6 protein-coding genes are annotated in these 11821 nt (G+C 72.2%); all 6 read right to left on the reverse strand.

All coding sequences use genetic code 11. From position 1 onward, the window contains the following. Window positions 1–37: 37 nt before the first annotated feature. Window positions 38–5824 carry a type I polyketide synthase gene (locus ACFO60_RS21320; protein WP_380842671.1) on the reverse strand — a complete coding sequence of 1929 codons (5787 nt, stop codon included), beginning with the start codon at window positions 5822–5824 and terminating at the stop codon, window positions 38–40. Continuing rightward, complete coding sequence (locus tag ACFO60_RS21325; RefSeq protein ID WP_380842674.1) at window positions 5821–6828, reverse strand: enediyne biosynthesis protein; 1008 nt, start codon at window positions 6826–6828, stop codon at window positions 5821–5823. The genes ACFO60_RS21320 and ACFO60_RS21325 overlap by 4 nt, the downstream gene beginning before the upstream one ends. Window positions 6829–6833: 5 nt before the next feature. Next, window positions 6834–8804: an FG-GAP repeat domain-containing protein gene (locus ACFO60_RS21330; protein ID WP_380842677.1), complete on the reverse strand. Its 1971-nt coding sequence runs from the start codon at window positions 8802–8804 to the stop codon at window positions 6834–6836. Next, window positions 8801–9781, reverse strand: coding sequence for a DUF1702 family protein (locus tag ACFO60_RS21335; RefSeq protein WP_380842680.1), 981 nt, complete (start codon window positions 9779–9781; stop codon window positions 8801–8803). The genes ACFO60_RS21330 and ACFO60_RS21335 overlap by 4 nt, the downstream gene beginning before the upstream one ends. 240 nt (window positions 9782–10021) lie before the next feature. Next, the gene (locus ACFO60_RS21340; protein ID WP_380842683.1) at window positions 10022–11014 is read right to left on the reverse strand and encodes a DUF1702 family protein; all 993 of its coding nucleotides are present in this window, start codon (window positions 11012–11014) and stop codon (window positions 10022–10024) included. Between the two features lie 301 nt (window positions 11015–11315). After that, a complete protein-coding gene (locus tag ACFO60_RS21345; RefSeq protein WP_380842686.1) occupies window positions 11316–11561 on the reverse strand; it encodes an acyl-CoA carboxylase subunit epsilon in 246 nt (81 codons plus the stop codon). Between the last annotated feature and the right edge of the window lie 260 nt (window positions 11562–11821).

Consider the following 11821-nt stretch of genomic DNA (forward strand, 5'->3'; position numbering starts at 1 on the left):
GTGAGGGCGGCCCTTCCGCGTCGAACTCCCCATGTCCCTACGGCCGCCCTCCGGTGAGGACGGCGAACACGACCGGGTCCGGGGCGTCCCGGAGGGTCGTGACGAGCGTCGAGACGTGGCCGCCTCCGCAGGAGAGCACGGCCCAGGCGCCCCGCAGCGCGGGGGTGAGGGTGACGGGCGCGCTCGGCAGGATGCCGGCGCCGCGCAGCGCCCCGGCGGCGGCCAGCACGCGCGTCGCCGCCGTGCCGTACCCCTCGCCGGTCGCCGCGGCGAGCTGCTCCGCGAGCGGCGCGTGCGCGCCGAGCAGCTCGGCCCACTCCTCCGGCGTCCGTTCGGCGACCGTCTCGACGGCGGCGCCGGCCAGTCCCTCGGCCACGACGGCCAGGGTGACCCCGGCGCCGTGGGCGGCCGAGAGCGTGCGCCCGCCGTCGATCTCGGGCCGCCCGTCGGGGCCCTGGCGGACCTCGACGGTGTGGCCGAGGGCGCGCCCGGCGGCCACGGCCGTGCGGGCGGCGCGCGCGGCGTCGTCGTCGGCGCCGGAGTACGGCTCGACGGCGACGGCGGCCCGGGTGCCGGTCAGGTCCTCCAGCGTGCGCTCCAGGTAGGACCCGAGCAGCGGGGCGACCCACGGCCCCCGGCCGTCCTTCTTGCGGACCGCCTGGAGGCGCAGGCCCTCCCACCGTTCGACGACCTCGCCCGCGGCGGTGCGCACGGCGATGTCGTAGATGTAGGTGTCGCCCTCGTGGAAGCGCTCGGTGGCGCAGTAGCGCAGCTGTCCGGCGTCGGCCAGGGCCGCGCCGCCGGGCCAGATGCGCTCGATGCCGACCGGCAGCAGGGTCGCGTCGGGGACGCAGACCTGGTTGCCGTGCATGAGCGCGTCCCGCATGCCGGGGTCGCCGAGCAGCAGCTCGCCGGCCAGGTAGCCCGCGAACCAGTCGCGGGCGTCCACGGCGGCCACGTCGGCGTCGACGTGGCGGGCCGCGGCCCGGTGGTAGCGGCGCAGCCGGTGGAACCGGCCGCCCTGGAACAGCACGTCGCCGTACATCTCGCTCGGCGGGTCCAGCGGGACGGCCGGCAGGCCCTCGCCGATCTGGGCGGGCGGCCCGGAGGGGACGCCCTCCTCGGTGTAGCGCAGCCGGGCGCGGAAGTGGTCGACCTCGAACCCGGTCTCGGCGCTGCGGATGGCCACCTGCACCGTGTCGTCGTCGGTGACGGTCGCCGCGATGCGGATGGTGGTGCTGCCCTCCGGCGCCACGATGATCGGCCGCAGGAACTCGGCCTCCTCGATGACCGGCGCCGTCGGCCTGCCGGTGGCCGCGGAGGCGACCTGCGCCATGGCCTCCATGCCGAACACCGCGGGGAACAGCAGGTTGCCGTCCAGGAGGTGGTCTGCCAGGTAGAGGTCGGTGCCGGCGCTCATCTCCGCCTCGGCGACCAGCTCGACGCCGTGGTAGCGGATCAGCGGCCTGTCGACGAAGCGCAGCAGCGGCAGCTCGGGCAGGTCGCGGCGGACGGTGTCGATGCCCTCGGTGCGTCCGCTGATCACCACGACCGGCGGCACGTCGGGGTCGGCGACCAGGCGACGCATGATCTGCACGCCCTGCTCGGGGGCGATGGGCACGATGCCCTTGCGGGAGAGGTCCTCGACGACCGAGAGCTTCTCGCCCATGCCGACGTCCGACCAGACCGACCACTCCATGCAGATGGCGCGGCAGCCCTCGTTGGCCTCGCCCACCTCGCGGGTGAGGGACGCCATCCAGTCGTTGGCGGTGGAGTAGTGCGCCTCGCCCTGCAGGCCGGCGCGGCCGATGATGCTGCCGAAGGTCACCAGCAGGCGCAGCCGCCCCGGGTCGACGGCGTCCAGCACGTTGCGCAGGCCGTCGATCTTGGGGGCGAAGGTGCGCCGGAAGGCGGCCGTGTCGAGCGTGGTCAGACCGCTCGGCTCGTTGCGGCCGGCGCCGTGCAGCACGGCGGTGACCGGCCCGAGGGCGGCCTCCAGCTCGGCGATCCCGGCGCGCACCTTGGCGGCGTCGGTGACGTCGGCCCTGGCGTAGTGGACGGTGACCCCGGAGTCGGCCATCCTGCGCAGGTTCTCGGCCAGCTCGGCGTCCGCCGCGGCGTCCGAGCGGCCGAGGATCGCCAGCTTGGCGCCGCTGTCGGACGCGACGGCCAGGGCGCACTCGGCGGTGATGCCCTTGCCGCCGCCGGTGACCAGGAGCACGTCTCCGGCGCCCAGCGGGTGCTCCTCGCGGGCCGAGCGCACGGGCATGGCCCGCAGCGTCGGGACGCGGCGCACGCCCTCGGCGTCGTAGAACGCCTCGGAGAACCGGGTGGTCGAGGCCACCTCCCGCACGACCCAGCCGACCGCGTCGGGCGTCACCGGGACGTGCACGATGGTGGTCCGCAGGTGCGGGGCCTCCAGTTGCAGCGTCTTGGCCAGCCCGGCCGCGCCGCGGTCGTGCTCGACCAGGACGAACCGGGTGCCGGGGGCGGCGGCGACCGCCGACTTCGCGCCGAGCAGCGCCTGCTCCAGGTGCTCCTCGCCGCAGCCGGGCGGCAGCGCCACCAGGACGCCCGAGCCGACCTTGCCGCGTTCGAGCGCCTCGCGCAGCGCCTCGGCGAGCGGGGCGTCCCCGGCCGTGTACAGCTGCCAGGGGCCGTTCTCCCCCGGCGAGGTGGGCGCGGGCAGGGGCAGCGCGTCCAGGTCGACGCTGAACGGCCGCGCCCAGGGCGCCGCGCCGGTCACCACGGACGCGGGGGCCGCCTCGGCGTCCCCGCCGCCCGCGACCAGCGCGTCCAGCGCCTCCGACAGCTCGCGCAGGCTCGCCGTCGCGAGGTTGGTCGGCGCCTTGGAGGCGGGCACGCCGAGCCGCTGGGTCGCCTGGTCGATGATGTGCATGACCGTGACCGAGCTGAGGTGCAGCTCGTCCAGCGGCCTGCTGTCCTCGCCGACCATCTCCAGCGGCAGCTCGGCCCGTTCGGCCGCGAGGCGGCGCAGCAGGTCGATGCTCGACTCGGCCGCGTCTCCCACCGGCTGCGGCGTCTCGCCGGCGACCGGCGCGGCCGGCGCGGAAGCGCGCGGCTGCACGGTGCCGGTGATGCTGACCTGCGGCGCCAGCTCCGTCGGGTTCTGGAAGTAGGTGAACTCGGCGCCCACCTCCAGCGGGCGGACCAGCCTGCCGTGGAACAGCTCCTCGTGCACGATCGGCACACCGGCGACGTACGCCGCGCCGGCGACCCTGAGCAGTCCGGTCAGCGACTCGTCCTCGGTGTCCAGCGCGAGCGCCGGCACGTCGGTCACCGACGCGGCCAGCCCGCTGAGCACCCGGCCGGGGCCGACCTCGACGAGCAGGTCCAGGTCCTTGGACGCCGACTCGACGGCCTGGGTGAACAGGACGGGGGCGGTGATCTGGTCGCGCAGCAGGTCGCGGACGTCGGTGTCCGGCTGGAGCGTCACCCCGGTCACCGTGGAGACGACCGGCCGGGAGACCTGGCCGAACTCCTCCTCGGCGAGGTAGGTGGACAGGGCCTCGGCGGCCGGCGCCACCAGCGGCGAGTGGAACGCGTGCGACACCGCGAGCTTGGTCCACTTCAGCCCGGCGTCGCCGGCCTTGCGGCCGAACGCCTCGATGGCGTCCAGCGGCCCGGCGATGACGGTCTGCTCTGGCCCGTTGTACCCGGCGATCACGACGGGCAGGTCGCCGGCCAGCTCGGTCACCGTGTCCGGCGTCGCGCGGACGCTGGCCATGGTGCCCGAGGCGCTGTGCTCGGTCATGGCCTTGCCCCGGACGCCGGCGACGCGCAGCAGCGCCTCCTCGTCCAGCGCGCCGGCCCAGTGAAGCGCCGAGATCTCGCCGAGGCTGTGCCCGACCGCGACGTCCGCCTCCACGCCGATGACCGACAGGGCGCGCAGCCCCGCCATCGACCCGGTGACGATGCGCGGCTGGGCCACGGCGGTGGCGACCATGTCGCCGCTGGTGGGCAGCGCCGCCTGGAGGTAGATCTCCTCGACCTCGGGGAAGCGCCGGCGCAGCGCGCCGCCGCCGGTGCCGCGGCCCGACCCCTGGCCGGGGAACAGGAAGCCCACCCGGCCCGGCCCGTCGGCGTGGCCGTGGAACGCCTTGCCCTCCGGGCTGAACAGGCGGGTCTCCCCCGCGTCCAGGGATTCCAGCACGGCGCGCAGCCGCCGCTCGGCGTCCTCGGGCGAGGAGGCCACCACCGCGGCGCGGTACGGCAGGTCGCGCAGGTCGCGCTGGAGGGTGGCCGCGAGGTCGGCGAGCTGGGCGTAGGACACCGTGATGACGAAGTCCGCCACCTCGGCGACCCGCTCGCGCAGCGCCTCGGGCGAGGCGGCGTCGACGAGCAGCAGTTCGGCGTCCTGGAGCGAGGCGGCCAGGGTGCGGGTGCGCGTCGAGAGCGGCGTCCGCTTCCTCGGGCCGGTCTTCTCCAGCACGACGTGGGTGTTGATGCCGCCGAAGCCCATGGCGGTGATGCCGGCGCGAACCGGGGCGCCGGACGGCCAGGGCTCGGCCTTGCGCAGCGCGCGCAGTGTCGCGCCGTCGCCCGACAGCACCTCGTGCGGCTCGACGCAGCCGATGGCCGGCGGCAGCACCTGCTCGTGCACCGCCATGGTGGCCTTGATGAGGCCGGCGACGCCGGCGGCGGCCTTGGCGTGGCCGATCATCCCCTTGATGGAGGTGACCGCCGCGCGGGTGGCCGAGGGGTCGGCCTCCGCTCTGGCCTCCGTCAGCGCCCTGAGCTCCGTGGCGTCGCCGACCGCCGTGCCGGTGCCGTGGCCCTCGAACAGCTCGACGGTCTCGATGCCGAACCCGGCGCGGTCGTAGGCGCGCTTCAGCGCGAGCTTGTAGCCGCTGACCTCGGGCCTGGTCATGCCGCCCTTGCCGTCGGAGGAGATGCCGTAGCCGGCGACGGTGGCGTAGATGCGGCGGCGGGCCTTGACGGCCTCGTCCTCGCGCATCAGCACGATCATGCCGCAGCCCTCGCCGGGCCAGAAGCCGTTGGAGTGCCGGTCGTAGAGCCGGAACTCGCTCTTGGCCAGCGCGCCGGTCTTGGCGAAGCCGACGATCTCGAACGGGTCGATGGACAGGTCGACGCCGCCGGCGATCGCCACGTCGATGTCGCCGTCCTCCAGCGCCTTGCACGCCGTCGTGACCGACAGCAGCGAGGAGGAGCAGGCGCCGTCGACGATGTAGCCGCCGCCGTTGAGGTCGAAGTAGTTGCAGATGCGGCCGGCGATGGTGTTGGCGAGGCCGCCGGCCAGGGTGTCCTCGTCGATGCCCGGGAACGGGCTCTTGTAGGTGGACTCAAGGTCGGCGAGGAACGTGGCCAGCCGGTCGTCGTCCCAGCCCAGCTCCTTGAGCTGGGCGGCGACGGTGCGGCGCACGTACGGCCAGCGCAGGCGCATCACGTTGGCGCGGGTGAACTCGCCGGTCAGGGTGTTGCCGACGACCACGCCCGTGCGTTCCCGCGGCAGGCCCTCCGCTCCGGGGAAGCCCGCGTCCGCCAGCGCCTGGCCCGCCATGTCGAGCGCGAGCCAGTGCGTCAGGTCGGTGGAGCGGTACGTGCTGCCGCCGATCTTGTAGCCGATGCGGTCGAACTCGTAGCCCTCGATGACCGCCGCGGTGCGCGCGTAGAAGGTGTCCGGGTGCGCCGGGTCGGCGTTCCAGTAGTCCTCAAGGCGCATGCGCACGTCGGGCAGCCTGCGGAAGGCACGGCGACCGGCGATGGCGTTCTCCCAGAGCTCTCTGGGCGACGAGGCGTCCGGGTATCGGCACGCCATGCCGACGATCGCGATCCTGGTCATACCGTGGCGACCTTCTTGTCAGCGGCGGGCACCTGGTCGACGGGGAACTCCGCCACCGCCTTGAGCGCCGCCTGGGCCTCGCGCTGGTCGCGCGCCTTGTGCACGAAGTGGGCCGCCCAGAAGAAGCCGCCGCGGATGGCGCAGATGCCGGCCGTGGCGAAGAACAGGGCGTAGGAGATGTGCACCGCGGTCAGCACGCCGTACAGCAGGGCGACGCTGCCGCCGAAGAGCACCTGGTTGGAGGGCTTGGACGGGCTCGTGCCGGGGTCGGTGATCATGTAGTTGCTGAACAGCACGAACGCGACGCCGGTCATCATGCCGAGCGCGGCGGGGATGGAGGTGCCGAAGATCAGTCCGCGCACGATCGACTGGAGGGCGAAGACGCCGACCCAGCCCGCGATCAGCGGCATCCTGTTCGTCAGCTTGCCGTTGAGCATCGTGCCGCCGAGGATGATGATGCAGGGGATGATCCAGTCGAACCACGTGTCGGTGTGCTCGGTGAAGTGGTACGGCGGGGCGATGCTGGCCCAGGGGAAGACCAGCAGGATGACCGCGATGCCGAAGTTCGACGGGTTCATGTAGTGCCGCAGCCGGCCCTTGACCGGCGCCCGCAGGATCCACTTGGCTCCGACCGCGACGACGACGCCGAACAGCAGCACCCAGATCTGGTCGTTGACGTAGATCAGCATGTTCATCGCGAGGCTGGTGATGTGCGCCGGGTACAGGAACGTCAGCAGGCCCTTGAACCCGCCGCCCTTGAACCGCGGCGCGCGTCCCTCGACCTTGGCGCCGATGATCTCAAGGCCGATCTCGGTCGAGTACCCGGTGGCCAGGGCGATGAAAGGCCACAGCCACGGCTGCTCGAACCCCAGCACGGTGTAGCCCAGGATGTTGAAGACCGAAATCGAGATCGCGAAGTTGCGCAGGGCGGTGACCACTTTGGGGTCATGGCGCGGTGGCGCGGCGGGCTTGGACTCGGCCGCGCTGGGCTTTGACTCAGCCATGTCGATCACTTCTCCTTGGCCTGCTGGCCGAGCTCGAGCGAGTGCCAGCCCGTGGTGAGCTGGACATCCTGGTCGTGCGGCTGTCCGTTGCGGTCGCGCCACTTGATGTTCACCGTCAGCGGCCCGGTGACGTTCTGGCCGAGGCCGATGTGCACCTCGGAGGAGCGCCGGCCGGAGTGGCCGCTGCTTCCGTCGACCCGGCTGACGAACATGCGCCCGTCGGGAGTCTTCACGCAGACCTGCGCGCCGGTGACCGGCGAGCCGGCGGCCGGGAGCGTGCCGGGGGTGGCGGGGGTGTCGCGGGTCAGCTTCAGACCGAGGAAGGCGCCGGTGGCCGGGCTCTGGTTGGAGTAGAAGACCGGCTCGTCCCACTGGCGGGCGACCGCGAAGTCCAGGCGGCCGTCGCCGTCGGCGTCACCGGTGGCGATGCCACGGGTCGGCGTGGGGATCGCGAGGCCGAGGTCCTTGGCCATGTCGACGTACCGGCCCGAGGGGCCCTTGACGAAGAAGTGCAGCGTCTGGTGCCCGCCGATGTCGTCGCCCGCGCGCGCGTTCGGCCACCAGAACGGGTTCTGCAGCAGCTGGTCGTTGGCGGTGGCGAGCTCCTGGAGCTGCGGCCAGCGGTCGGTCTGTCCCTTGACGAACCCGGTGGCCTGCGCGATCTGCAGGTCTCCGCTGTTGTTGAAGTCGGCCATCTTGATGTCCCAGCCCCAGCCGGACCACGCGGTGCCCGCCGGGCCGCTCACGTCCTTGAACGGAGCCTCGCCCGAGCGCAGCTTCGCGGTCAGCTCGGCCTTGTTCGCGGCCGTGGACATGTACTGGAAGTTGCTCTCCTCGATGCCCCACGAGGTGGTGATGTTGCTGACGAACATGTCGTACAGGCCGTCGTGGTTCAGGTCGGCGAAGTCGACGCCCATGCCCTTGAAGGAGTCGTTGCCGACCGTCTTGGACTTGGGGATGATCGGCGAGCGGACGCCGGTGACCGCCGAGAGCTTGATGTGCCCCGGCGTGGACCGGTTGTAGAACATGCGGTCGGGGCCGAAGTCGTTGGCCAGGTACAGCTCGGGGAGCTGGTCGCCGTCCAGGTCGGTGGAGGCCGCGCCGAGCTCCCAGCCCTTCGAGGCGTCCTTGGGCAGGACGTCGTCGATGCACTCGTAGCTGACCGAGGGGGTCGCGCCGGTGGAGGAGCCGGTCCAGCGGAAGAAGTAGTCCTCGCCGCCGTTGAAGCCCTGGGACATCGAGTGGTTCATGTGCACGCCGCCCTCGACCGTCGGGTCCAGGACGGGGCTGTCTTCGAAGTAGTTGCCGATGAAGATGTCGTCGTGCCCGTCGCCGTCGAAGTCGGCGACGGTGGCCGCGTTGGTGTTCCACTGCGGGCCGGTGTACTTGCCGCTCGTCGCGTTGGCGCCCGGCACCAGCTCGACGGCCTGGTAGGAGGTGGCGTCCAGCCTGGGCGTCGCGCCCGGCTTGGCCAGGTAGACGATCGGCGTGCGGCCCCACATGTAGACCAGCAGGTCGATGCGGCCGTCCTCGTTGTAGTCACCGGGGACGCAGCCCATCGGCGCCATGGTGTCGTTCATCGGCAGCGCGCCCGGGTTCAGCGCGAACGGCGCGTACCGGCTGCCGCCGGCGCCGGGCGTCGGGGTCACCACGGCCTGGTCGATGCGCGTGTCCACCACGCACAGGTCGTTGGACAGCCCGTCGCCGTCAAGGTCGTTCATCGCGATGGCCGCGCCGACCGAGGAGATCCAGGCGTCGATGTGCGTGTAGTCCTTGTTCACCTTGCGGATCGTCTGCTGCTTGTAGCCGCTGGGCAGCGCGATGGACAAGGGTTTGAACGAGAACTTGTTCGCGATGGTCGCGGTCTCGGCCGCGGAGTAGGACGGCAGGCGGGCTATCGAGAAGACGCTCACGATCAGAACGAGAGCGACGATTCCCGGTAGCTGCCTGCGCAGCCAGCCAAGGGTCGCGGTCACCGGCTAACACCTCCAAGAGAGACAAATTGGTCGGCGATGCGCTGCCGCCACACCTCATAGGCCGGCACATCACCCTGAATCGGCTGGTCTGGACGGGCTTCGTTGCTGATCCGCGCCGCTTCCTCCGGCGAGACGCCGCAGAACACCCGCGTGGCGATCTCGGTGGCGGGCACCACCAGGCCGGGCCGCACCCGGGCCTCGGCGGCGAACGCCGAGCCCTGCGCGAGCTGGGGACGGTACGGGCCGGCCAGCTCGGCGAACCTGCGCAGCTCGTCCTCCTCGGCCCCGCACGCGTAGGTGGCGGCCAGGCCCGTCCCGGCGTACAGGTCGCCGCGCCGGGACTCGGGGAACTTGGCTATCAGCGAGGTGACGACATCGACGTCGGTGCCTCCGACGAACCACAGTGCCCGGCCGATGCCCTGGTCGATGACACGGTTGGCGTATCCCTGCGGGGCGTCGGCGGGCCAGGGGAAGCGGGATTCCTGGTACTGCGCGTGCACGTACTGGTCGGTGCGGAAGTAGGCCTGATGGAAGCCGTAGCCGTCCAGCGCCAGCCACCGCAGCAGCGGGTCGGGGGCGTGGACCTTGGACCACAGGATCCGGGGCAGCCGCGCCATGGCCCAGCCGACGCCGACGTAGATCAGGTACACCTGGGCGTCGCCCCGCCCCGCGAGGCTGCCGGCGACCTTGCGGCCGGTCGCCAGCGGCGTGGCGTCGAGGATCGCGTAGGCCATGCCCGCGCCCTCGTAGGCGAAGCCGCGGAACCGCCGGGGGATCTGCTCCAGCCGCTCCTCCGCCTCGGCGGGCGTGCGCGCCTCCGCCGCGTAGGCGTATCCGGTGAGGAACATCTCGCCGACCGTCTCGAGCAACTCGCGGGCTTCGGCATTCTTCACGTGGAAACCGCGTGTCGCGAGTTTCGTCTCGGATACGTTAGGCGTGATAATACGCCGCCTCAATGACCTCAGAAGGCTGGCCAATTGTCTCTCCCTCCCCCGGGGGTTTTCCTGCTCCGCGGGATAATCCGTGCTTAGAATGTAGTCATATGGAGTTGCGCCGGGTCCACTTCAAACGTGCTCACTCGGTGTCACCGATTTCCGTTCACGGGCAGGCGGAAATCACTCCCCGCGCGTTTCTACAGGCGATTCCCGCGCATGCGGAACCGCCTTTTCCGCCGCCCTTTTCGCGGGCGGCGGGAAAGTGGGTGACGCCGTGGCGGGTCAGCCCGGGATGCGGTCCCCTGAGGGGACGAAGTGCGCGCGCACCGCGCGCCGCCACAGCTCGTACGCAGGCACGGCTCCGGGGCCGGCGGTCACGGCGGTGGCGTCGGCGAGCGCGACGGCGGCCTCGATCGACAGTTCGGCCAGCACCGCGGTGGCCGCCTCGGTGTGCGCGGGCACGTACCCGGAGAAGTCGCGCGCCTTGGCGGCGAAGACCACGCCCTGCGCCAGCTCGGGCCGGTACTCCCCCGCGGCCAGGCGCAGCGAGGCGAGCTCTTCGGGCGTGGAGCCGCCCGCGAAGGTGGCGGCCAGCCCGACGCCGCTCCACAGGTCGGCCCGCCGGTGCTCGGCGAAGCCCTCGACCCGGGCTGTGACGCCGGGGACGTCCCCGCCGTGGATGAACCACAGGGCGCGGCCGATGCCCTGGTCGACGGCCCGCAGGAAGTAGGCGGGGTCGCCCTCCCACGCGTACGGCGCGGGCACCCGCTGCTCGTCCACCCAGCGCCGGGTGTCGAAGTAGGCCCGGTCGAAGCCGTAGCCGTCGACCGCCAGCCAGCTCATGGCCGGGTAGTACGCCGAGCCGGTGAGGTCGGGCATGACCTTCTTCCACAGCGGCCGGGGCAGCCGTGCCATGGCGAAGCCGATGCCGATGTAGGTGAGGAAGATGTGCGGCTGCCCGGGGCCGAGCAGCAGGTCGCGGGCGCGGTGGCCGCGTCCGCCGGCCATCGCGTCCAGCACGGTGAACGCCATGGTCGCGCCCTCGTAGGCGAACCCCCGGTGCTCCTGGTCGACCAGGGCCAGGCGGCGCTCGACCTCCCACTGGTCGCGCGCGTCGATTCCCCACTCGAATCCGCAGATCACCGCCCGGGGGATGGCTTCGAGCCCGCGGGTGGCCTCAGAGGGGGTGGCGGGAAAGCCGCGCGCGCCGAATGTCACATCGGCCAGCGACGGAGTCAGCACGAGCCTGCGCAAGGAACCGAACAGGGTAGGCATAATGCTCCTCGTCTTCGCCATCAGCCGATGACGGCTCTTCACCCCCAGTTGGACCATTTCATGGTGATATGCCGGATAGTTACACGCCATCTCCCGTATTGCGAAGCTTAGTCATGATCTGTAATGGCGTGCCTTACGGGCGCGACGACACCGGCGCGACGCGACCGGTGCGGCGCGACCGGTGCGGCGCGACGGCACGCGGAAAACGCGTCAAGCCCCCGCGAACGCGAGGGCTTGAAAAGGGCAGGCGTGAAAAGGACGGGCTCGAAAGGACGGGCTCGGAGATGGCGGGAGAGGCGGGTCAGCCGGCCCAGCCGCTGACGCGCCAGGCCGCCGGGCCCGGTCCGGCGACGACCGGCTTGCGCACCGTGCGCGAGCCGTCCAGCCAGGCCGAGGCGATCTCCGCCGCACCGGCGGTCTCGGCCGCGTGGGCCTCGGAGGCCGCGCCGTTCGAGGCGGTGCGGGCGTTCAGCACCGCGATCAGCGCCGCCAGCTCCTCGGGCGTCGGATTGCCGCGAACCACCTTCATGTAGAAGCCCTGCGTCACGTCGCCCTCCAGACTGGGATGACCCGTCCTACGAGCGTCACGCCCGGGCGGTGACCGGCGCACCTTCTCGAATGCGCACCTGCCCCCGCACGGATCCGTCCCCGGACACGGGTCCGCGCCCGCCCCGCGTCCCTCACGCGGATCCGCCGCCGGACACGGGTCCGCCTCCGCTCCGCTTGCCTCACGCGGATCCGCCGCCGGACACGGGTCCGCCTCCGCTCCGCTTGCGGCGAGGCGGCCGCCCTTGACGGCCCGCGGCG

This window comes from Sphaerisporangium dianthi (assembly GCF_042654065.1).
Classification (GTDB): domain Bacteria; phylum Actinomycetota; class Actinomycetes; order Streptosporangiales; family Streptosporangiaceae; genus Sphaerisporangium; species Sphaerisporangium dianthi.

Excerpts from the sequence above, each read along its gene's own strand:
- ACFO60_RS21325 (WP_380842674.1), bottom strand. The coding sequence starts at position 6,828 with ATGGCTGAGTCAAAGCCCAGCGCGGCCGAGTCCAAGCCCGCCGCGCCA.
- ACFO60_RS21340 (WP_380842683.1), bottom strand. The coding sequence starts at position 11,014 with ATGCCTACCCTGTTCGGTTCCTTGCGCAGGCTCGTGCTGACTCCGTCG.
- ACFO60_RS21320 (WP_380842671.1), bottom strand. The coding sequence starts at position 5,824 with ATGACCAGGATCGCGATCGTCGGCATGGCGTGCCGATACCCGGACGCC.